This is a genomic window from Myxococcus sp. AB025B (genome assembly GCF_006518215.1).
In the GTDB taxonomy this organism is placed as follows: domain Bacteria; phylum Myxococcota; class Myxococcia; order Myxococcales; family Myxococcaceae; genus Myxococcus; species Myxococcus fulvus.
In genome coordinates, this window is the sequence record NZ_SRLW01000069.1 from 1 (window position 1) to 22,024 (window position 22,024).

19 protein-coding genes and 2 pseudogenes are annotated in these 22,024 nt (G+C 68.5%); 8 read left to right on the top strand and 13 right to left on the bottom strand.

The genetic code is table 11. The annotated features are described in order from the left end of the window. Window positions 1-226, bottom strand: a 226-nt coding sequence (locus FL311_RS14065; protein WP_305036150.1) for a hypothetical protein, incomplete at its 3' end; no start/stop codon positions are given. Between the two features lie 462 nt (window positions 227-688). Between FL311_RS14065 and FL311_RS14070 the strand changes: the two genes are divergently transcribed. Together FL311_RS14070 and FL311_RS46105 are read left to right on the top strand one after the other, a co-directional pair. Beyond that, the gene (locus tag FL311_RS14070; protein WP_223745852.1) at window positions 689-1,735 is read left to right on the top strand and encodes a type IV pilus twitching motility protein PilT; all 1,047 of its coding nucleotides are present in this window, start codon (window positions 689-691) and stop codon (window positions 1,733-1,735) included. A 605-nt stretch (window positions 1,736-2,340) separates the two neighbouring features. Further along, a complete protein-coding gene (locus FL311_RS46105; RefSeq protein ID WP_141325659.1) occupies window positions 2,341-4,443 on the top strand; it encodes a S8 family serine peptidase in 2,103 nt (700 codons plus the stop codon). Between the two features lie 57 nt (window positions 4,444-4,500). Here FL311_RS46105 and FL311_RS14080 read toward each other — a convergent pair whose 3' ends face one another. The 6 genes and pseudogenes from FL311_RS14080 to FL311_RS14105 form a co-directional block, all read right to left on the bottom strand. Then, the gene (locus FL311_RS14080) at window positions 4,501-6,084 is read right to left on the bottom strand and encodes a hypothetical protein (protein ID WP_141325660.1); all 1,584 of its coding nucleotides are present in this window, start codon (window positions 6,082-6,084) and stop codon (window positions 4,501-4,503) included. A 100-nt stretch (window positions 6,085-6,184) separates the two neighbouring features. Beyond that, window positions 6,185-7,315 carry a cysteine desulfurase family protein gene (locus FL311_RS14085; RefSeq protein ID WP_141325661.1) on the bottom strand — a complete coding sequence of 377 codons (1,131 nt, stop codon included), beginning with the start codon at window positions 7,313-7,315 and terminating at the stop codon, window positions 6,185-6,187. Window positions 7,316-7,455: 140 nt separating this feature from the next. Next, a complete protein-coding gene (locus tag FL311_RS14090; RefSeq protein WP_141325662.1) occupies window positions 7,456-7,995 on the bottom strand; it encodes a transposase in 540 nt (179 codons plus the stop codon). A gap of 115 nt (window positions 7,996-8,110) precedes the next feature. After that, a pseudogene (locus FL311_RS46270) lies at window positions 8,111-9,088 on the bottom strand (transposase); the annotation flags it as partial. Next, the gene (locus tag FL311_RS14100; RefSeq protein WP_141325663.1) at window positions 8,973-9,335 is read right to left on the bottom strand and encodes a hypothetical protein; all 363 of its coding nucleotides are present in this window, start codon (window positions 9,333-9,335) and stop codon (window positions 8,973-8,975) included. The pseudogene FL311_RS46270 and the gene FL311_RS14100, both read right to left, overlap by 116 nt. Before the next feature lie 28 nt (window positions 9,336-9,363). Further along, a complete protein-coding gene (locus tag FL311_RS14105; RefSeq protein ID WP_141325664.1) occupies window positions 9,364-11,613 on the bottom strand; it encodes a VCBS repeat-containing protein in 2,250 nt (749 codons plus the stop codon). A 334-nt stretch (window positions 11,614-11,947) separates the two neighbouring features. On the opposite strand from FL311_RS14105, the gene FL311_RS14110 reads away from it, so the two are divergent. Both FL311_RS14110 and FL311_RS14115 read left to right on the top strand, forming a co-directional pair. After that, window positions 11,948-13,123: a hypothetical protein gene (locus FL311_RS14110; RefSeq protein ID WP_194869199.1), complete on the top strand. Its 1,176-nt coding sequence runs from the start codon at window positions 11,948-11,950 to the stop codon at window positions 13,121-13,123. A gap of 36 nt (window positions 13,124-13,159) precedes the next feature. Then, window positions 13,160-13,396 (top strand): hypothetical protein, encoded by a 237-nt coding sequence (locus FL311_RS14115; protein ID WP_141325666.1) that lies wholly within the window; start codon window positions 13,160-13,162, stop codon window positions 13,394-13,396. 4 nt (window positions 13,397-13,400) lie between these two features. Here the strand turns inward: FL311_RS14115 and FL311_RS45930 are convergent, their stop codons facing one another. Both FL311_RS45930 and FL311_RS45935 read right to left on the bottom strand, forming a co-directional pair. Then, window positions 13,401-13,787: a pentapeptide repeat-containing protein gene (locus FL311_RS45930; protein WP_255510337.1), complete on the bottom strand. Its 387-nt coding sequence runs from the start codon at window positions 13,785-13,787 to the stop codon at window positions 13,401-13,403. A 33-nt stretch (window positions 13,788-13,820) separates the two neighbouring features. After that, window positions 13,821-14,072 (bottom strand): annotated as a pseudogene (locus tag FL311_RS45935) (pentapeptide repeat-containing protein); the annotation flags it as partial. Here FL311_RS45935 and FL311_RS14125 point away from each other — a divergent pair. Next, window positions 14,071-15,033, top strand: coding sequence for a class I SAM-dependent methyltransferase (locus tag FL311_RS14125; RefSeq protein ID WP_141325668.1), 963 nt, complete (start codon window positions 14,071-14,073; stop codon window positions 15,031-15,033). The pseudogene FL311_RS45935 and the gene FL311_RS14125 sit on opposite strands and share 2 nt — an antisense overlap. Before the next feature lie 8 nt (window positions 15,034-15,041). Here FL311_RS14125 and FL311_RS14130 read toward each other — a convergent pair whose 3' ends face one another. Then, window positions 15,042-15,281 carry a hypothetical protein gene (locus tag FL311_RS14130; protein ID WP_141325669.1) on the bottom strand — a complete coding sequence of 80 codons (240 nt, stop codon included), beginning with the start codon at window positions 15,279-15,281 and terminating at the stop codon, window positions 15,042-15,044. A gap of 72 nt (window positions 15,282-15,353) precedes the next feature. On the opposite strand from FL311_RS14130, the gene FL311_RS14135 reads away from it, so the two are divergent. Together FL311_RS14135 and FL311_RS46110 are read left to right on the top strand one after the other, a co-directional pair. Continuing rightward, complete coding sequence (locus FL311_RS14135) at window positions 15,354-15,452, top strand: AraC family transcriptional regulator (protein ID WP_228556866.1); 99 nt, start codon at window positions 15,354-15,356, stop codon at window positions 15,450-15,452. A gap of 227 nt (window positions 15,453-15,679) precedes the next feature. Then, window positions 15,680-16,903, top strand: a complete 1,224-nt coding sequence (locus FL311_RS46110; RefSeq protein ID WP_305036151.1) for a M57 family metalloprotease — start codon at window positions 15,680-15,682, stop codon at window positions 16,901-16,903. A gap of 35 nt (window positions 16,904-16,938) precedes the next feature. On the opposite strand, the gene FL311_RS14145 is transcribed toward FL311_RS46110, so the two are convergent. Next, a complete protein-coding gene (locus FL311_RS14145) occupies window positions 16,939-17,157 on the bottom strand; it encodes a hypothetical protein (protein WP_141325670.1) in 219 nt (72 codons plus the stop codon). A gap of 143 nt (window positions 17,158-17,300) precedes the next feature. Next, complete coding sequence (locus tag FL311_RS14150; RefSeq protein ID WP_141325671.1) at window positions 17,301-18,233, bottom strand: AraC family transcriptional regulator; 933 nt, start codon at window positions 18,231-18,233, stop codon at window positions 17,301-17,303. Between the two features lie 145 nt (window positions 18,234-18,378). On the opposite strand from FL311_RS14150, the gene FL311_RS14155 reads away from it, so the two are divergent. Next, window positions 18,379-18,795, top strand: coding sequence for a DUF4267 domain-containing protein (locus FL311_RS14155; protein ID WP_141325672.1), 417 nt, complete (start codon window positions 18,379-18,381; stop codon window positions 18,793-18,795). Window positions 18,796-18,820: 25 nt separating this feature from the next. On the opposite strand, the gene FL311_RS14160 is transcribed toward FL311_RS14155, so the two are convergent. Beyond that, window positions 18,821-21,784 (bottom strand): PQQ-dependent sugar dehydrogenase, encoded by a 2,964-nt coding sequence (locus FL311_RS14160; protein ID WP_141325673.1) that lies wholly within the window; start codon window positions 21,782-21,784, stop codon window positions 18,821-18,823. Window positions 21,785-22,024: the final 240 nt, after the last annotated feature.

The following is a 22,024-nucleotide window of genomic DNA, read 5'->3' on the forward strand; positions in this document are numbered from 1 at the left end:
GGATGACGGGCGGGATTCCCGGGGCCAGGCCCTCGAAGAAGAGCGCGTCCAGGAGCGCCCGCCGCTCGGCGGCGTCCTCCAGGGTGGAGAGTGCTGCCCACGCCTGGGCCACCGGACGGCAACCCTCCAGCCCCAGCCCGGGTGAGGGATTGGGGAGCGCGCCCTCCAGGATGAAGCGGTTGCGGGAGCGCACCTGCGGGGCCGGGACGAACCGCGCGAAGGACATGCGGTACTCGCCGCAGTGGGCGCCGTCCACCGGGGCCAGGTCGAAGCGGTTGAAACGGTGGCGTGGTCGGAGATGGCCAGCGAGCGCAGCGGGTCCAGCGTCGTCGCGGTGAGGGATGCGCGATGGGCGAGCGGACTGGCGTGGAGTCCTCCGCGCTCGGAGTGCAGGGATTGGGCGAGCACGGGCGTGGCTTTGAGCAGGAGGAGTCCCGCCACGAGGGCAGGTGAAGTGAGGCGTTGCAGGCTTCGCATGCGAGGGGCTCCAGGGGAGGCGGGGTGTCTGGGTCATCATTCGGGAAGGGCGAGGCCTTGAAATCTTCCCCAACCCAGGCGGGTCAGCGCTGACAAGGGCGTCTGGCGCGCACCGATGCCCACCGTGGGCAGGGTTTGCGGGTTCGCCTAGAGTCAAAGCCTTCCACATCCGAGAGGTCTTCACCTGGACCTGGCAACACTGAACAAGCTCCTGACGGTTGGCGTACAGAACGGCGCTTCGGACATCCACTTCAGGCCCGGCGACCCGCCCATCTACCGGGTGAACGGCGTGCTGCGCCCGCTGAAGATGGAGAAGCTCCACGCGGACCACACCCGCCAGGTGGCCATCCACGTCATCTCCGACCCGGCCATCAAGCCGCAGATCGACCAGCTGCAGGAGTGCGACGCCTCGTACAGCCTCCCGGGGGTCGCGCGCTTCCGCGTCAACATCTACCGGCAGCGCGGCTCGCTGGCGTGCATCCTGCGCATCATCCCGGATGAGATTCCCACCATCGACGGGCTGGGCCTGCCGCAGGTGCTCAAGAAGATTGCAGGCAACGAGCGCGGGCTGGTGCTGGTGACGGGCGCGACGGGCTCGGGCAAGAGCTCCACGCTGGCGTCGATGATCGACCACATCAACCGCACGGAGAACCTGCACGTCCTCACCATCGAGGACCCCATCGAGTTCATCTACAAGAACATCAAGTCCTCCATCTCCCAGCGGGAGATCGGCCCGGACACCAAGGGCTTCGCCATCGCCCTGCGCGCGGCGCTGCGCCAGGACCCGGACGTCATCCTGGTGGGCGAGATGCGCGACACGGAGACCATCGACATCGCGCTGAAGGCCTCGGAGACGGGCCACCTGGTGCTCTCCACGGTGCACACCACGGACGCCTCGCGCACCATCAACCGCCTGGTGTCGGTGTTCCCCGCCGAGGAGCAGACCATGGTGCGCATGCGCCTGGCGGACTGCCTCAAGGGGACCATCTCCCAGCGCCTGTTGCCCCGCGCCAGCGGCAAGGGCCGCACGGTGGCGCTGGAGATCATGGTGCAGACCAAGACGGTGGAGCAGTACATCCGGGATGACCGCGCCAGCGAGCTCAAGGACGTCATCGAGAAGGGCCGCGACATGTTCGGCATGCAGTCCTTCGACCAGCACCTGACGCAGCTGTACCGCGAGGGCATCATCACCCTGGAGACGGCGCAGAGCGCGGCCTCCAACCCCGCCGACTTCCAGCGGGCGCTCGAGTTCGATTGACGGCCGTGCGCGGCAGCGCCCGGAGCGGGGTGGCTCCGGGCGCTGGAGTGGACCTCAGGGCGCGGTCCAGATGGCGGCGATGCCTTCATTCTCGGAGGCGCCACCCGTCGTGTCGACGAAGAGGGACCGGATGGGCCTGCTCGACTGGAAGCCCACGAACTCGAAGGTGTGCACAACCCAGAAGCCCCATCGAACCGCGAACGTTCCTCGCCGCTGCTCCTCGCAGGGTGTCTGAAGATGGGTAATGCGTGGCTCAGCCTGCGAGAGAATCGGTGCCGCGACAAGGTGCTGGGTGCATGTTTTCTCGGGTTCCGAGGTGACGGTGTGTCACCTCGCCGTATCGAAAGTGGCGCTCCTGGCCGCCGTGGAACAGACCCCGGGGGGCTCACGCCGAAGCACGGCTTGACCGGGGCGCCGCCCCGCGGGGGCGCGACGCGAGGGATGGGCGGAGGGCTGTGATTGGACGCGACCTGGGACGTGTCATGCCCCGTCCGGGGTGAGGGGCCCTGCTCTGGATGATAAGGATTTTCATCCAGGCGCGGGGTTGACCCGCGTCGTGTCCGTCTGGCTTGGTGTCCCTTCCATCCCCTCTCAGTGGAGGTCGAGTGACGAACCTGGCACGCGTGTGTCTTGTCCCGCTGGTGCTGACATCCCTCTTGTGGAGCGCCTGTGGCGCCGAACCCGCCGCGCCCCCGGAGGCGCCGCCGGCTCCGAGCGCCGCGAAGCGACGCTTCGTCCCGGGGCAGGCCATCGTGAAGCTCAAGGACTCGGTCCGGGGCCTCTCCGGTGACGCGCTCCCCACCGTGCGAGGGTTCCGCTCCACGCACGTCCAGGCGCTCTCGAGTGGCGCGGTGGTGATGTCATTGGAGCCGGAGGTGGGGCGCCCGGCGGCGTCCATCGCGGAGGAGGAGGCGCGCACGCTGGAGGCCATCGCCGCGCTGCGCGAGGACCCGGGCGTGGAGTACGCGCACGAGAACCTGTACCTGGAGTTCTTCGCCACGCCGTCGGACCCGCTCTACCCGCTGCAGTGGAACGCCCCGGCCATCGGCCTGCCCTCGGCGTGGAACACCGTCACGGGCAACGTGAAGATCGCCGTGCTGGACACGGGCCGGCTGGACCATCCCGACCTGCAGGGCGCGTGGACCCCGGGCTACGACTTCGGCGAGGGGGACGCGAACCCCTACGACACGAACACCTACCACCACGGCGTCCACGTGGCGGGCATCCTGGCGGCGCGCGCGAACAACGGCGTGGGCGGGGCGGGCATCTGCTGGGGCTGTCAGCTCATGCCCGTCAAGGTCTCCAACACGGGCAACGGCGTCACCCTGTCCACCGTGGACGAGGCCATCCGGTACGCGGCGGACCACGGCGCGCGCGTCATCAACATGAGCTTCGGCACGGCGTATGATGCCGGCAATCCCTCCGCCACCTATCCCTGCTCGAACTATCCCGACATCCAGAGCGCGGTGAGCTACGCCGTCTCCAAGAACGTGGTGGTGGTGGCCGCCGCGGGCAATGACGGCGTGCAGGGCTTCCAGGCCGCGAACGTCACGCCGGCCTCCTGCAACGGCGTGCTCGCCGTGGGCGCCACCACGAAGACGAACACGCGGGCGGCGTGGAGCAACGGGGGCTCCCGGGTGGACCTGATGGCGCCGGGCGGCACCGCCAGCTCCGGCTTCTTCGGCGAGGGCATCGGCTGTCCCGCCAATGACCCGAACACGTGGGACCCGTACTCGGGCACGGACCAGATTGTCGCGCCCTGGGCCATCGGCAAGCCGCACGGCGCGCTGCTGCCAGGGGATTACTGCCACCGCTACCTGAGCGGGACGTCCATGGCGGCGCCGCACGTGGCGGGCCTCGCGGCGCTCATCCTGTCGCAGAAGCCGTCCATGACCCCCGCGCAGGTCGCCGCGCGCCTCAGGAGCACGGCGACGCTGGTTCCGGGCTGTGGCGCCCATTGCGGCTCCGGCCTCATCAACGCGGCCGCGGCCGTCTACACGAACCTGCCGCCGCGCCCCCAGCAGGGCACCTGGTACAACGCCTCGCGCCCGGGCAACGGGCTGGACATCCAGCACACCGCGCCCGACGCGCTCTACGTCACCTGGTACACGTACACCGCCTCGGGCACCCCCATCTGGTACGTGAGCCACCTGCAGGCCGAGCCTGGCGAGTGGCGGGGAGCTTTGCTGCGCGCGTCGTGGAATGGCTCGAGCGCGACGCTGACGACGGTGGGCGGCATGCGCTTCACGCACAGCGCCGGAGCGTGGACCTTCCACTGGAGCCTGGGGGCGCTGTCGGGCAGCGAGCCGGTGCAGTTCTTCGCGTTCGCCAGCGGCACGCCGGTGATGAACCTGACGGGGGCCTGGTACCAGGCGACCGAGTCCGGCTGGGGCGCCACGGTCCACAGCATGGGCAACACCCACTTCGCCAACCTCACCGTCTACCAGGGCAGCACGCCCGTGTGGGTGCAGGGCGTGGCGACCAGCCCGTATACGACGCTGTCGTTCCCGCTGACGTATGTCACCGGCACGAACCTCTGCCCGGGCTGCGGCGGCACGCCGTCCACGTCGTCCATCCCCGTGGGCACGCTCTCCGTCTCCGGCTCGGTGGGAGCGCCCGGCGCCGTGTCCTCGTCCCTGTCGCTGAGCTTCCCGGGCGGGACGTGGAACCGCCCCTCGTTCACCTTCAGCCGGCTGACGGGGCCGTAGTCCCCGTGACACCTCCGCTCCGGAGGGACGGTGCCTTCCGGAGCGGGGCGTGTGGCGCTACGGCCTGCAGTGGGATTGCAGGTTCAGGCCCAGGTCGAGGTAGGCGCGCGCGCCGCTCTTCCAGAACTTGCGCATCACGTGCTCCGCCTGGGGCATGGTGCGCGTGGTGCCCGAGCCGCAGACCTCCGTCTTGATGATGGGCGCGTAGGCCTCGAAGACGGCCTGGTCGAGGAACGCGCTGCCGTCCCCCGCGGACATGTGGCAGGTGCGGCAGTAGGGCTTCACGACGCCGTTGTAGAGCGCCAGTCCCTTCTGCTTCGTCTGCTTCCACTGGGTGGGCACGTAGGTGTCATTGGCCATCGCCGTCACGTCGCTCACCGCCTTGGGCGCGTACATGCCGGTGATGAAGTCGGTGATGGCCGTCGTGGGCGAGGTCCTCGTGATGAGGTCGTTGAGGGAGCGCAGCGCGTTGGCCTGCTCGGCGTAGGTGAAGCCCGGGGCGTTGGAGTACCTGAAAGCGAAGACGTCGAAGGGCAGGAACTTCGCCTGGGCGGACACGGAGTTGGTGACCGGGTTGTACGTCGCCCGGATGCCATGACACGTCAGGCAGTTGCCGGGCACGAAGGTGTTGTCGGCCGCGTTGTCGAGCTGCGCCTTGGGGGCCAGCGCGCCCTGGGCGTCGTACACCATGAACTGGACGCTGTTGGCGGTGTTCGCGGGCGGGGTGAAGACCATGGCCACGGTGGCGAACTCGTTCGTCCGGCTCACCGCGTCCGCGAGCGCGATGGCGGAGCTGCCGCCGAAGACGGGCACGCCGTTGAGCTGCTCGGCGTAGTTGCTCACGTAGCAGGCGACGCCATCGGGCTGCGACGGCACGGGGAAGGAGCGGCAGTGCATCTCCCGGCCGATGCCCAGGTCACCGTCGTTGTAGTAGGTCGCGGTGACCTCGCTGTTGGGGAAGCCGAACTTCGTGCGGAAGGCGGCGAGCGTCGCGGGCGCCTGGATTTGCGCGTAGTACTGCAGCGTCTCCGCCTCCTCCGCGGCCTGGCTCGCGAGGCCGCTCTGCTTCTTGCCCAGGAACACCGTCCGCGCGCCCGGGGCCGCGTCGACGGGGCTGTTGCGGGTGGAGACCAGGGCGGAGCGGTTGAGGCCCACGCCCTGGCACTCGGTGCCGAGCACGTTCCAGGGCTCGTTGACGTTGGCGGCGAAGCAGCCCGGATAGGTGATGTCGTCGAAGGTGTAGAGCGTCGTGTCGCCGTCCGGGTCCTTGGCCACCGCGCGCACCTTCACCAGGCCGCCGGTGGACCAACGCAGCGAGAAGCCGATGTGCGGCACCGGCGCGGCGGTGACGCTCCAGCGGAAGAGCGGATCCGCGCTGTTGAAAGGGGTGGGGGTCGTGACGGTCGTGGCCGTGGCGAACTGGCTCCAGTTGGAGTCCACGGTCGGGTCCAGGCCTGGATTGTTCATGACCTGGAGCGAGATGGGGATGTTGGGTTCGGGGTAGTAGCCTTCGAACAGGAAGGTCTCACCAATCACCGGGTCTCCGGTGGTGGTGCCGTTGTGCGGGCCGGTCATGCAGGCCGTGGCGGCCACCAACGAGAGACACACGAGCGCGAGACGCCGGGATGGAATCGGCGACATGGAACGAAGCTCCTTCTCGGGGAAGGCGCCCGGAATGGGCTCGTCCCTTGCCCCTGAACGGAGCTCGCCCGGAATTCCCCTCACCGGCGCGTGCGGGACTTCATGTGCTCCCGGTGGACGTCGCGGGGCGGAGCTCCGACAGGGCCGAACTCCAGGCCTCCAGCGCGGCGTCGAGGTCCTCTTCGGAGGTCTGGAGTCCCAGGCTGAAGCGCAGGGCGGAGTCCGCGCGCCATGGCGCCCCGGGGAACGCGGCGGCCACCACGGCAGAGGCCACCACGCGCGCCTGCTGACACGCGGAGGTCCTCGCCACGCACAGGCCGCGCAGGTCGAGCGCGGTCTCCATCCTGCGTGCCTCCACTCCGGGCACCGAGACATCCAGGATGGGGCCCACCCAGTCGGGCCCCGTGTTGTGGACGAGGTCCGGGCAGCTTCGCTGGAGCCCCGCGAGCAGCCGCTCCGCCTGGGCCCTCACACGTGGCAGTCCTTCGCTCAGGGCGGGGGCGCGGACGCGGCAGGCCGCGCCCATGCCGATGGCGGCAGTCCAGGGCGGAGTGCCGGGGGCGTCGGGGAAGAGCGGCTCGCGTCGGCCCGCGGGAGCGAAGGCCAGCTCGCGAGGCACGCGGAGCGCCGCGACACCGGGAGGTCCTCCGAGCTTCTGGGAGGCGCAGGCGAGGAAGACGCGAGGCGCGAGCAGGGGGCGGAGGTCTCTCCATGCCGCCGCCTGCACCGCGTCCACCACCCACCAGGCGCTGGGAGCCAGCGCCATCAGCGGCGCGAGGTCGGGGGCGGTGCCCAGCTCCTGGTTCATCGCGGACAGGGCCACCACGGCGGCACCTTCGAGCAGTGGCGTGGCCGTGGTGGGTGTCAGGCTTCCGGCCGGCTGGGGAAGCCAGCGCACCTCACGGCCGGAGGCCTCGGCCTCCTCGACGACGTTCCGTACGGCGGGGTGCTCCAGGCGACTGGAGACGAGGGGGCCCGAGGAGAGGGCCAGGGCCGAGCGCAGGGCGCGCCCCAGCGCGGCCGAGCCACTGGCTTCCCACCGGAGCTCGGCGTGGAGGCAGCCCAGGTAGCTGGACACCTCGATGCGGGCCTGGTCCAACGCGGCGCGGGCCTTGCGTCCCGCCGCATGAACGGAGGAGGGGTTGCTTGCGCCCTCGCGCATCGCGCTCAGCATGGCTTCCAGTGCGGCTTCATGCACTGGCGTGGAGGCCGCGTGGTCCAGGTACGTCATGCCGTGACTCTATCGCGCCGCCCCGCGGTCAACGCCAGCCGCGCTCCTTCACGAGGGTGGACAGTCGCTCACCGGGGCGCTGGGACCCGGCCTCTGACTCGACTTTCGCCCTTTTAGAGCGAGGGAGAGAACGCGGCGGTCTACTCCGCGCTCTCCTGAGATGGCGGGGCGCGAGAGGTAGCACGTAAGTTGGCGCGAAGTCGACGCGGCGAATGCCAGCCGGCCCGGGCCAGGGAGGATTGAGCCAGGCGGAGGACATCCGCGAAGCTGACCGTGGTCTTGGTGGTGTACCAGGGGCGCAGAGGCCACCTCATCTGTTGCCAGTTGGCGGTGAGCTCCAGGTACCAGAGGACGAGAAGGGTGTAGCTCAAGCCAGCGAAGGGAGCGGTGCGAAGCACGGCCAGGCGACGGCGGGCCCGCGAGTCGGCGAAGCCAAGCAGTTGCTTCAAGTCCCGAAAGAGCACTTCGATGCTCCACCTGAAGGCATACCGTTCCACCACTTCGAGGGCAGACAGGGAGGGGGCGGTGCAGAAGAAGACTCGCAGGGGGCGGCTTCCACTTGTCATCCGCACGACGACCACCTTGAGCATCCGCTCGCCGGCAGCACTCCTCCACCGGGCCACCACCTCCTTGTAGTCCACCTGCTGCGAGCGGCCGTAGAGCTGGGCTGTCAGCCGCATCCAGGGGAGTGCTGAATCTCTGGCAAGGGCCTCGGGCTTGGGCACCGGCACGCGTCAGCCAGCGGCCCGTTTTCGGCGAGCGGCAGTGGTGCACGCGCGGGCGCGTCAGCACTGCATCTGGACGCATGGCTCCGACGAAGACGAGCCGCTGCGGCAACCCCTTGAGCAGGGTGCTGCATGAGTACGCTTCGTCCGCGGCCAGTTCCAAAGGGCCCGTTGGCAGCCAGCTGAGGACACGCTCAACCAACTCTCGGCCCAACTGCGTTTTCTTCCGGTGCCGGATGTCCCTCCTCTGGCACTCGGCTTGGGTGCGGTAGAGCCGGAAGAGAACGGGCAGTGCCCAGGGGCGCGCGGCAAAGGGCACGTGCACTAGCACCGCGAGCGTCACCCAGACGTGGCCGAAGCAGAAGACGCGCATGGCCCGGGTGGAGCGAACCGCATCCAGGTGACTGCCCAGGCCGAAAACCTTCGGCCCCTTGTGACTGCAAAGGGTGTCATCGAGTACCAACCGCACGGGTCCCAATGCAGCCAGCTTCAACAGGAGCAGTCGGCCTACCTCGTCCGTACTCCACCGCGTCCGGGAGAAGAAGCGATGGAAGGCCGCATGGTGCTGCACGCCCGACACTCCTGCGGCCACCAGCGCCTCGGTAACGGCGTGCGTGCCTCCACTGCACACCCAGCCGGCGAACAGCACCAGGAAGCGGAGGAACGAGGGCTCGGTGAACGCCGGCCGAACCAGCTGCAGGACTCGAAGCAGTGCATACAAATGGGAAGCGGCCATCGCAGACCTCGAAGGTGCTGGAAGAGGCGTGTCTTGCCGGACACCTCTCTCAGCTGGTCTCGATGGCCGCACTTTACCTACCCTCAGCCCTCTCTCCTCTCGGCCCCCTGCTTGGGCATCCCACCCCAAAAGGGCGAAAGTCGAGTCTGAAGCCGGAGCCCGCGGGGGCCCCGACTCCAGGTGTCCCGCGTCTGGCTCAGTGGTTCGCCCAGGGGTTGGACATGCGCATGTCGCGGTGGGAGCAGAACGTGCGGCGCGCGACCCGGTGTTTGGGTTGCCCGGCGACGGCGCGGACCAGGAGGTGGCTGGCATTGCTGCCGCCGTTGTTCGCGAGGGGCCAGTCACCGATGAAGGGCTCGGCCGGGGTGGAGTTGTGGGTGGACCGGTTCCAGGAGAAGTTGCTGCCGGCCCAGTCCGCGGAGATGGACCAGGAGGCCGTCGGGCCCCGCTGGATGAAGAACCACTCGTCCCGGCCATCCACGAAGTCGATGTTGTCCGTCAGGAGCGCGTCATGGGGGCCCTGCGGATAGCCCACGCCGCCGCACGGCGTGGCGGACATTCGAGTCCACCACGCCATGGGGGGATGATTACTGCTGCCAGGCCCGGCCCATGGGCAGCTCTCCCGGACGCACGCCGGGCCTGCTCTTCACGCTCGTGTTGCCCGTGCTCGAGGAGATGACCGTGTAGTCACCACCCGCCGCCGGAGTGCTCGTGCGAGGCCGGTAGACCGCGAAGTCCGTCTTCCCGTCGCCGTCGTAGTCGCCCGTGACGGGGACGTCACCGACCCCTCCGAGGAACTGCACTTGGGACGTGCCCGTCGAGCTGCGGACGACGGTGAAGTAGCCACCGCCGTCATTCGTCGGCCAGCGTGGCGTGTAGACCGCCAGGTCGCTGAACCCATCGCCGTCGTAGTCGCCCACGACAGGGATGTCCCCCTCCTGTCCCAGGACGTCCCAATCCCAGATGTTAGCCTGGCTCTTCCTGACGGTGAACCAGCCGCCCCAACCCCAGCTGGTCTTGACCTTGTACATGGCGAAGTCATCCCGGCCATCATGGTCGAAGTCACCGACGACGGGCGTGTCGTCGGGCTCACCGATGAGGAACGTCTGGAGCGGCCCCCCGGTCTGGGTCGATCTCCAGACGAAATGGCCATACATCAACTGGGACGTTTCGGGGTCCGTCTGAGGGGTCGCGAGTCGTTCGTACACCGCGATGTCCGTGATGCCATCCCCATCATAATCGGCGGCGATCGGGATGGCGCCGACCCCTCCCAGGTCGAACCAGCTCCAGTGTTGGCCCTGGCTCATCCAGACCGTGAAGTACCCGGGCTGATGGGCATGCGGAGCTGGAGTGTACAGGGCCTGGTCCGTGATGCCGTCGCCGTCATAGTCGCCCGTGAGCGAGACATCTCCTGGCATCCCTCCCGCGAAGCGCATGAGCCTGGGCAGCGCGCTGGCCTGTACCGTGAGCATGCCCGCCTGGGACAGGGTGGGGGAGGGCCAATACCACGTGAAGTCGGACGTGCCGTCTCCATCGAAGTCATCCTTGTGCCGCTTCAAGGGTTGATCCGTATAGACATGGACCTCCCAGGGGCCGAAGGTGTCTGTCCATCCGCTCGTGGTGGAGTTGTAGGGGATGGGGCTGCGGTTCTCGAAAAGCGGGCGGGCGGGCCTCGCGCTGTACCAATTGACCGGGCGGATGTGGCCGGTGACGGTGGCGGGGGTGGGGTTGGTGACGATGATGATGTTCCGCTGCCCGACTTTGCGCTGCATGCCCAACAGCCCGGAGGAGAGCAGCAGGTCCGGACGGCTGTCGGAGGTGAGCGCCGGCTCCAGGAAGCGAAGCTGGGCCGCAACCCGCTTGATGTCCCACCAGAGCTGGGATTCATACCCGATGACGTCCGCGCCCCACCAGAAGATGCCGCGCGCTCCCTGGAGGATGGATGAATAGGCCATGTAGCGCGTCTCCGTGTAGTTGGGGCGCCGGCCCATCATTCCTTCGGGATTGGTCATCCAAGAGCAGCACTCCGCGAACCCTTGCCCCTGGAGCACCATCAAGATGGGGCCCGCGGGGGTATAGGGCGCCATGAAGTCATCGTCGTGGAGCACTCGCATGGCCTCGGTGCTCTCGGCGGGGTGATTCAGGGGGGCCTGGGGGAACGGCAGGGAGGTGCCGTTGGCCTGGAGGGTGATGGGATACCGGTCCTGTCCCCAGGCGTTCGCCGCGGTCCTCCATTGCCGGTACTGCGCGGGGGAGAAGCCTGGCACGTCGTCCCAGGGAATGACGCCCGCGTCGGCGTTGTTGGCGGCGATCTCCGTGTAATACACCGGGTGGGCGGGGTCCCTTTCATTGACGAAGGCGCGGAAGCTCGCGGCCTCACCGAGGGTCGGAATCCGCGCACGATTCTCCGCGGTCTTCACCCAGTCCACGCCTCCGTCAACCCGTGCGAACTGGCCTCCGCCCTCCTTGTTCCAACCCATCTCGTCCATGGAGTCATAGCCGAGGAGCGCTGGCTTGCTCTTCAGTTCCTGGATCTTGATGTCCAGCGCGCTCCCGATGTGATGCTGGGCGTCCTTCTCCCGCACCCAGTGCAAGTCACCCGTCGGCGTCCCTCGCGCGCCCCAGTTCCACGCCTTGGCGAGCACGTGCATGCCGTGCTGCTCGAGCTTGTCCATGTCCGCCGGGGACAAGTCGTGGATGTCGTGAATCATGGTGTTGAAGCCCACGCGTCCCAGCTCTCCTTGCGCGCGGTCTGTCTTGTTGGTGTTGGGGAAGTTGAGCGAGGGGCCTCCATCGGGGTTGATGGCCGTGGTGGGGTAGTCGAAGGCACCAATCACGAAGAAGCGCTTGCCTTCGTGGATCCAGAAGGGCCCTTCTGGCGGGGCGCCCGGCGGGTCTTCCGGGTCGGTGGTATTGCAGATGGGGCGGGGATCGCCGGGGACGCACGCGGGGTCCGCGGCGGAGAGCGGGGGTAGGACCACTCCCAGTGCGGCGACACCGCCCGCCAGAAGCAACCTGCGACTTCGAGACGGTCCTCTTGAGTTGGGGCGCATGGTCGCGTCCTACACCAGGACTCTGTGCCAGGACTGCAATGATTTGCATTGCGTCGAACGAGCCTTGCAGGCAGGCTCGGTTCAGGGCCGGCGATTGTGTCAGTGCAGGGGGATCTCCTTGTTCAAGTCTCTTCGTTGCTGGGCGGCAGCCCTGTTTATTCTGAATATCGCGTGCTCATCGTCGGAGCCGGAGCCCACCGGCCCCCGACCGGGCGACTTCGTGGAGGGGTGGCCGCAGAAGATCCAGGACCAGCCGGTGCAGTTCGTTCCCCTGGCCTCCGGTGGCGTCATCGGGAGAGGCCAGCCGTATGTCAACTCGAGGAATGTCCGAGGCGTGGTCGAGCTCGTCCGGTACTCCGTCGGTGAGACCGGGCTCTCGCAAACCGTGCTGCTCGATGGCGCGGTAGCGACGCAGGGGGCCATCGGCCTGGATGGCCAGCAGCGCGTCCTGACCGCCATCGGCAACGTCGAGGGGGCTTTCTGGCTGCGGGTGTGCCGAACCCATGCGAGCGAGGGGACGCCCGACGCCACCTTCGGTGAAGGCGGGTGCGTGTCATTCACTGACATGCGTTATGGAAACGTCGACAACATCATCGCGCTCCCCTCCGGAGCGATGTTGTTGAGCATGGGGGGCGGTGTGCCCGACCTCGTCCAGTTGACCTCTGAGGGCGCTCGTGACAGCAGCTTCGGGACCGATGGCATCCGGCGGGACCTTGGCAGCGTGAACTCGATCTCGGTCCAGTCCGATGGGCGCATCCTGGTTTCATTGGGGGGGATCGGGGCCAGCCCCCCTGGCAAGCTCATCCGTCTGCTTTCCTCGGGAGACCTCGACACGAGCTTCGGGCAGGGAGGAGAGATTCCCGGTGTGGGTTTGACTCTCCATGTTGCCGCCGACGACACGTTCCTCGCCCGCAATGGCGAGAGCCTCTTTGCGTATCGCGCCGACGGCACGCCGGATTTGACGTTCGGAACGAACGGGTCGGTGAACATCAAGGAGGTCACGGGAACCACGGCCAGTCCGTTCGGGATTCGAGCGTTCACCCGGGATTCGTCGGGCCGTATCTATGTCACCGCGGGGTTCGGTACGGAGGACAGTGGTTTTGGCGGGCTGCTGGTGCGTCTGACGCCCTCGGGGGCGCTGGACCCGGAGTTCCAGGTGAGGACTGGAGAGGGGACCCGTATCTCCTCGGTGGGGTCCGCGCTCGCCATCGGCGCGGATGGAAAGCTCTGGACCCTGATGAGTCTCGTGGGGGCCGACCCGATTCCAACGAGCCTCGTGTTGATCCACCCCTGAGGTGACACCGTCTGTGTGGAGCGGTGTTCCTCGTGCATGAACATCCGCTCCGCGCCCGAGCCCGAGTCACGCCTGGTGGGCTACGGGCTCGGAGGGATGTGGCTCAAGTCCCGGGGCGTCGTCGCCATCGGCCACCTGGGCACCACCGCGGGCTACCAGAGCTTCATGCTCTACCTTCCCCAGACGCGTCGCTACCTCACGGGGAGCATCAACGTGAGAGGAGACCTGGCCGCGGTGCTCGAGCCGCTCCTGGATTGCGCGGGGAGGCACTGAGTCCCTAGCGGGCCTTCCTCGGCGCGCGCTTCGGTGCCTCGTCGTGGAAGCCCGCCACCAACATGCCCAGGTTCCGGGCGAGCGCGACCGCCGTCTCCACCGGAACCCGCACGTCCTTGCGCTTGTTGTGCTGCGGGTCGAGGAACGTGCCCAGCGTGTCCCTGAAGTCCACGCGCGTGAACATGCAGCCCCGGAAGCTGCTGCCGCTCAAGTCGGTGCCCGTGAAGTCCGAGTCCGTCAGGTCCAGAGCATAGAAGTTCGACTCCCGAGCGATGCAGCGCAGGAAGTCCGTCTTGCGCAGGCTCAGCCCGACGAACGAGCAATACGACAGGCCACACTCCACGAAGCCCAGCTCGGGGTTCGACGCGAGGTTGCTCCAGTCGATGCCCATCAGCTTCGAGCCCTCGAAGCGCACGTCCCTGAGCGCGGTGGAGGAGAGCTGCGCCCGCGTGAGGTTGCTGCCTCGGATGACGCAGGTCTCGAGCCGCGAGCCCTTCCACTGGCTCTCCTGGAGCTGACAGTTCTCGAACGTGCACCTCGCGAAGCGCGCGGCACTTCGGTGTTCTTGGAATGGAGGGTCGCGTCTGTCAAGCGGTGAACAGTCCAGGCCGCTTGCTGCGCCGAGGCGGATTGTGTCTGCTGGGGCGTCCAACCTTTGGGAGAGGGCCACATCCATGTCGAAAGAGGCAGTCGCCGTGCTGGCCAAGGAGGTTGGAGACGACTGGAAGGAGCACGCGTACTACGACGAGGTCGAGGCGTTCATGCCGGAGGCCTGGAAGAACCTCATCTGGCCCGTCATCAGCGCGTGTGACTTCACCTCCACCATGGACCTGGCGGCGGGCCATGGCCGGAACACGGAATTCCTGCTGCCGCTCTCCGAGCGCGTCCATGTGGTGGACATCAACCCGGAGAACATCGCCTTCTGTCGTCGCCGCTTCGCGGGCCGGGACTCGAAGATATCCTTCGTCGTCAACGACGGTTCGAGCCTCGCGGCGCTGCGCAGCGGTTCCTTGACGCTGGCCTACTGCTTCGACGCGATGGTCCACTTCGACAGCGACGTGGTGCGGGCCTACCTGCGCGAGTTCTTCCGCGTCCTGGCGCCGGACGCGCACGCGTTCATCCACCACTCGAACTACACCGCGAACCCCTGCGGGCGGTGGATGGACAACCCCGGCATCCGCAACTTCATGAGCCAGGAACTCTTCGCGCACTACGCGCAGAAGGAGGGCCTGTCCGTCGTGTCGCAGCAGGTCATCGACTGGGGTGGGAGTCCGAAGCTGGATTGCCTGTCCCTCTTGCGCAAGCCGAACCCTCCCCAGGGCCTCGGTGGGAACTACACGAAGCGCGACGGCATGCTCTTCGTCCTCGCGGCCGCCCACGAGTCGGCGAAGTTCTCGCTCGCTCGACCCGGGACGCTCACGTTGGACGCGCACGCTCACGAGTGGTGTGGGCGGCTCGTCGTCCAGCAGGGCGAGCGGGTCCTCGGCACGTTCGACGTGCATGACGCGCAGGTGCAGCCGCGGCAGTTCGTCTTCGACGCCGAGGCCGGGGAGCTCGTGTTCCGCGCCGAGGACCGGGGTGACGGCCGGCGCGAGGCCTGGGTGAAGGGCATCGACATCCGGTGGCGCAAGCCCTGAGCGTGGGCTCAGTGGCCCGCCGGCACGCTCCTGCTTCCGAGCGGGAGCCTCGCGCGGCGCTGCTGCTGCCCCTGGCTGGACAGCACGGCCATGATGACCGTGGCCAGACGGGGCCATGACAGCACCACGAGCTGGAGCTCCCAGAACCACAGGCCCCGGCTGGTCAGCCCGTGGACCGCCCACCCGTGACTTCGTACATTGCCGTCATAAGGAAGCTGTCGGCTCGCCGTGGACGGACAGGCGCCCATCACGCTCCAGGAGGGCGACTTCGTCCTGCCGCCAGCGACGCCGGGCTCACCATCTCCGGGTTCGAGCCGGTGATGGCCGAGCGCGTGGGCTACAGCTCGGCGAGCACCTTCACCACGGCCTTCAGTCGCCATGTGGGCCAGTCTCCGGGGCGCTACGCGCGCGCGAGCTGACGTGGGGGCGTCCGCTCTCGGACCGCGATACCGATACATTGTGAAGTCGAGGAACCTGGCTGCATGGCGTCGTGACGCCGTGAGCGCCAGTCGACACGTGGACACCCGGCTCACGCGATTTCGTCGCGGCGGGCGTGCGGAGAGGGATAGGGCGGTGGCGGCCTGCTCGCGAGAAGGCTCGAGCAGCCGCAGGTTCCAGTCGCCCAGCCTTCACGAAGAGTTGCCCCGTGTCTCCAACCCCCAAGTCCTTGAAGTCTCTCATTTTTGCAATCGCCGCGAGCAGTGTCCTGTCGTGGGGTTGTGGCGAGCAGCCCGCACCCACGCAGGAGATTGTCGACAACCTGATTCAGGCGGGCTTCCCCGCCAATGACATCCAGGTCGTCGGTGAGACGGTCTATGTCGGCAGGGACGCGGAGGTCACCCTGGAGGCCTCGCGCGAGATGGTGACGGCCTCCGGCTCCTCCGAGGAGCAGTACCGCACGACGAACCTCGTCGGCGCGGCCGTGACGAGGATTTGCGTCAACGGCCCCGCCTTCACCGGGGTGTTCAGCACGGCGCTGGACCTGGCCATCCAGAACTACAACGAGCGCTCCCCGCGCTTCACGATGGCGCGCGCGCCGAGCCCCGGCTGCAGCTTCACCATCCAGGCCAACCTCGACCCGAACATGAACGGCGGCGTCGCGGGGTTCCCGGCCAATGGCCTGCCATTCGGTTCCATCACCATCGGTGGACGGCTCAGCCAGTACGGTGTCGACGTCATCGAGCACGTCATCACGCACGAGCTCGGGCACACCCTCGGCTTCCGCCACACGGACTTCTACAACCGGACCATCAGCTGCGGGACGGGGGGCAACGAGGGCGATGGCGGAGTCGGCGCCATCCACATCCCTGGCACGCCGACCACCGCGTCGGTGGGGGGCTCCATCATGAACTCGTGCTTCCGCTCGGCGGAGACGGGCGAGTTCACGGGCAGCGACGTCACGGCGCTGCTCGCGCTGTACCCGCAGGCCGCGGGCACGCGGCTGGCCTTCCGCACCGCCACGGGGAACTTCCTGGTCGCGGAGAATGGGGGCGGCACGTTCGTGGGCGCCGACCGGACGGCCATCGGTGACTGGGAGCGCTTCGGCTACGTGGACCTGAACGGCGGCGAGCTGCTCAACAACGACCTCATCAACCTGCGCGCGGCCAACGGCCAGTACGTGGTGGCGGAGAATGGTGGTGGCGGCGTGGTCAACGCGAACCGCGCGGCGGCCCAGGGGTGGGAGACGTTCCGCCTCATCAACCTGGAGGGCAGGAGCCGCTTCCAGGCCGGGGACCGCGTGGCCCTCCAGGCGTCCAATGGCCAGTACGTGGTGGCGGAGAACGGCGGCGGCGGCAACGCCTCGGGCGCGGTCAACGCCAACCGCTCCGCCATCGGCGCGTGGGAGACGTTCGTCCTCTTCATCCAGTGACGACCGAGGGCTCCCGCGCGGCCCCGCGGGAGGCCTCACTCCTTCTCGACGTACAGCTCACCGCTCACGCCGATGGCTCCGGGCTGGAGGGACCAGCCCGAGTGCTCGGGCATGAGGAAGAGCGTGCGTTTGCCCTCGGGCGTGCGCGACGCGCCAATCAGGAGGTAGCGGCGTGTGCGCCGCGCCCCGGCGAGCGTGAGCACGTCGTGCTTCATGCTCCAGGTCCCCGTGTCCGATTCGGTGCCGAAGGTCATCGCCCCTCCGGCCCCCGAGCCCCCCACGTCCTTGAACTGGAAGGAGTGGTCGGGTTTGAAGGCGGAGTCCCGCGCGGGACGTCACCGCCCGCATCGTGGTGCCACCGGTGAAGGTGTTGACCCATCGGCGCCGAGCTCGCGCGTCATCCCTGGGCGGTCCGCCGGTACTCGCCAGGAGGCACGCCCATGTGTCGGCGGAAGGCACGGTTGAAGGCGAACTCCGATTCATAGCCGACCCGACTGGCGATGGCCGCGAGCCCCTCCTGGCCCTGTCGCAGCTGGCGCGACGCCTCCTGCATCCGCAGCTGGGTGAGGTACTCCAGGGGCGCCATTCCCACCGCGTGGGTGAAGCGACGCGCCAGCGTGGCCCGTGACGTGCCGGCGCGCTTCGCGAGCTCGTCCACCGTCCAGCTCCGTCCTGGTTCCGCGTGCATCCAGCCCAGCGTGCTCGCGAGCGTCCTGTCCCCGAGCGCGCCCAGCCAGCCCGCGCCGCCGGGAGGCTGTGTCTCGGCCCAGGCGCGCAGCACCTGGACCAGCAGGATGTCGAGCAGCCGGGACACCACGAGCGACGAGCCGCGCTCGCCCCGCGAGGCCTCGCTGTCGAGCAGGGCCACGGTGGGCAGCAGCGCCCGTGCCTCCGCGGACGCGCCCCGCAGATGCACCCGCTCGGGGAGCAGGCGGAGCACGGGGTGCGCGCCCGGGTCGTCGAACGCGAAGGAGCCGCAGAGCAGGCGGGACTCCACGCCGGAGCCTCCCAGCACGTAGGCGGAGGCGTCCTCGCTCCGGGTCGCGAGCCAGGTCTCCAGCGCCATCTTCGGGCTGCGCGGCGAGTCCGCGAGCGCGTGTCCATCTCCGCGCGGCAGCAGCACGACATCCCCAGGGCCCAGGGGGAGCGTCTCGCCTCCCTGGACGAGGACGGAGGTGCCCGCGACGACCAGGTGCAGGGTGGCCGTCCGCGTGGGCGCCATGCGCAGCCCCCAGGGGGCCCGCGCGACGGTGCGGCAGTAGAGCCGTCCCTTCAGCCGCGTGTGTTCCAGGATCTGCCCGAGCAGGTCGGAGCCAGGGATGGGGTCCATGCCTCCAGTATAGCCGTGGGCTGCCCGAGGCGCTCAGGTGGTGAGCGTTCCAGACAAAGAATCGAGACGACCGGAGATGGCGCCCCCGAGCCCCGGGCGGCAGATTGTCCGCATGAACACACGGCTCGAAGCACGAGGAGATGCCATGGATACGACGTCAGTGCGTTTGTCCTGGAGGCTCGGTTCCCCCACGGCCCTGTTCACGCTGCTCCTGGGGGGCTTCATGCTCTACCTCAGCGTGGGCGGCCTGCTGAACCCGGTGGAGGTCGCTCGTGGCTTCGGGTTGCCCCTGACGGGCACGGAGGCGATTGCGTGGATGAGCGTCAAGGCCGGGCGGGACTTCGGCATCGCGCTGGCGCTCTTCGGCCTGGTGGCCGCGCGTCAGCGCAAGGCGGCGGGCATCTTCGTGGTCGCCTCCGTCGTGATGCCCGTCACGGATGCCTTGACGGTGATGGGGCAGGGCGTGTCGTTCGCCTACGCGTTCGCCGTCCATGGCTCCGCCGCCATCTACGGCATCTGCCTGGGCTGGGCGCTGCTGCGCCCCGGGAAGGCTCGCGGTTGAGCGGGCCTCCCCGGGACGTGGGCCTTCAGCCTCCCGTCACCGGGCAGGTCGCGGGCTCGACATAGAAGCCCTCCCACGAGCCGCCGTCGGTGGGGTTGCAGATGCCACCGTTGCCGCCGTTGCCGCTCTGGATGGGCGCGGCGAGCGTGTTCTCCTTCCAGTTGCGCGCGGTGCCCGTCGAGGACTCGAAGCCGTAGCGATTGCGGCCGCCGAAGGTGCCGCACGCGTGGCGGGTGAACGCCTCCGCGGTGCCGAGCGTGGCGTTCACGGTGAGCTGGTCCGCCACCACCGCCACGTAGGCGCCGCTCGCCCCCTTGAGCTTGTACTTCGTGCCGCTGGTGACGAGCTCGAAGACCTCGCCCCCGGCCTGCGTCGTGCTGATGGCGGCCACCTTGCCCGCTCCATCCACGGTGAGCCACTTGTCGCTGCGCTCGCTCTGGATGCGCACGCAGCCCGCGCTGCCGCTCTCGAGGGTGCACGTCGCGTCGCAGCCATCACCCGACTGGGTGTTGCCGTCGTCGCACTGCTCGCCGCTCTCGAGGACGCCGTTGCCGCACACCGGGCCCGTGGTGCCACCCGAGCAGGCCACCGGCTCCAGATAGAAGCCCTCCCACGTGCCGCCATCCGCCGGGTTGCAGGCGCCGCCGTTGCCACCGTCGCCGCTCTGGATGGGCGCATCCGGCGTCGTCTCCTTCCAGTGCGGCGCCGTCCCCACCGCGGCCTGGAAGCCGACGCGCATGCGCCCGCCATAGCCACAGGGGTGCTGCGTGAACGACTCCCCGCTGGTGAAGTTGCCGCTCATCGACAGCTGGTTGTCCACCACCGTCATGAACGTGTCACCCGTCCCCTTGAGCTTGAACCGCGAGCCCACCGGGACCAGCTGGAAGATCTGCCCGCCCGTCTGCGCCGTGCTGCTGGCCACGACCTTCCCAGCGCCGTCCACCGCGAGCCACTTGTCGCTGCGCTCGCTCTGGATGCGGTAGCAGCTGCCGCTCGCGGTCTCCGTGAACGTGGCCGTGAAGCTGACCGCGCTGGCCGGCGTGGTGAAGGCGTGGGACTGCGCGCCGCCGTCCGACCACGACGAGAACGCCCAGAGCTTCCCGTTCGCGAACTGCGGGGACTCGACGCCCACCGAGCGGAGCACGCCGACCACGCCCGTCGTGGCGTGGGGCGAGGGGACGGGACGGCCGTCCATCAACACCTGCAGCCCGCCAGGCACGCTGCTCACCGTGATGGGGACGGTGACGGGGTGCACGTCGCGATACGTCGTGTGGGTGAGGCCAATCGAATCCCGCACCGTGAGCCACACCCGGTACCAGACGTTCGCCGAGCTCTCGCCGATGTTCGGGATGGGCCAGTCGCCGCTCGCGATGCCGGTGGTGTCGGGCATGGCGGGATGCGTGTGGGTGTCGTGGTGGAACACGATGCTCCACGTCATGGCGCTCGGCGGCAGCGCGCCATCCTCCTCGTCGCTGGCCGAGCCGGAGAACACCAGGTTCGTGGCGGCGGTGTACGTCGTGCCCACGGCCGGCGTGACAATCGTGGCCACCGGCGGCTTGTTGGACGTCACCGTCAGCACGGCCTCCGTGCTGGTGGCCGTCCCAATCCCATTGGTGATGACCACGCGGAAGCGCGCGTTGTGGTCGGTGAGCTGCGCGGCGCCCAGCGTATAGGTCGCCGACGTGGCGCCGGAGATGGCCACGCCGTTGCGCTGCCACTGGTAGGTGAGGGGCTGCTCGCCGCTCGCCGACACCGAGAAGCTCGCCGGAGTGCCCACGGAGACCAGGAGGTTCGCCGGCTGCTGCGCGATGGTCGGCGGCAGCGCGGCCGTGTACGCGATGCGGCCCACCTGCCCCGTGCCCCGCGCCAGATAGTAGAGCGCGCCGTCGGGACCCACATCGAGGTCCACCGGGCCCGAGACGCCCGTCGCGAACAGGGAGACGGCGCCGGTCGTCGGGTGGATGCGCGAAATCCAGTCGTTGGTGTAGTCCGCGAAGAAGTACTGCCCCAGGTACGCACCGGGGAACGCGGAGACGCGCGGGTTGTAGAAGGCACCCCCGGCGATGCAGTTGCCGGCGGCCGTGCCGGGGCCATGCGGGTACGCGTAGAACGGCTGCGTGAGCCCCGGGCGGTTGGTGAAGTAGCCCTCCGTCATCGGCCAGCCGTAGTTGGCCCCGGCCTGGCCGCGGTTGATCTCCTCCCAGCCGCCTTCACCCACGTCGTTGATGAACAAAAGCCCCGTGCCGGGCTGGAAGTCGAAGGTGAACGGGTTGCGCAGCCCCATGGCCCAGGTCGCCTTCGCCAGCCCCGTGGCCGTCGCGTGGAACGGGTTGTCCGCGGGGATGGTGCCGTCCGAGTTGAAGCGCAGCATCTTCCCCAGCGGCGTGTTCAGGCTCTGCGAGTTGGAGGAGACCGCGTTCTCGCCCACGGAGACGTAGAGCTTGTCGTCAGGCCCGAAGCGCACCGCGCCGCCGTTGTGGTTGGCGGCGTCGAGCGTCGGGAGGTCGGCGAGCACCAGCTCGCTGCCGGGCACCACCACGTTGCCGTTGGCGGTGAAGCGGCTGACCCGGTTGTGGATGCTGCCGTCCACCGACGTGTAATAGACATACAGATAATTGTTGCTCTCGAAGTTGGGGTCGAACGCGACGCCCATCAGGCCCCGCTCGTTGCCGGTGTCCACGGCGAGCGTCATGAACGGCGTCGCCAGCAGCTGGCCGTTCTGGACCACGCGCAGCGCTCCGCTCTTCTCCGAGATGAACAGGCGCCCGTCGGGCGCGAAGGTCATCGTGGTCGGACCCCTCAGGCCGGTGACGAAGACCGAGTCGGCGAAGTTGGCGTCCTGGATGACGGCGCCCGCCCTCGCGTCGGCGAGGTCCGAGGGCTCCGCCGAAGGCGTCGAACAACCTGTGACGAGGAGAAGAGCTACGCCGATGAGCGCGAGCGGCCTGGGCCACCCTGCGTCCGTGTACTTGCCTGCCTGTGGTTGCATTGTTGTCTCTTCCGGTCGAACAGATTCACGCTGCCCGCGGGCCGCGTGGAGGGGGAGTGATGCTTTCTGGTTTTACATTGAAAGCGTGTTCGCAAGGGCGATGACGTGACATGCACGTGAGCGGTGCGTGGGCCCGCACACCTCGGCCTACCGCGCTGTCGCGTGCTGGTGGAGCCTTGAACCTGCGACGGAAGCCGTGAGCGTCGGGTGGCAACAAGCGCTGGAGGAGGGGTGGCGCGG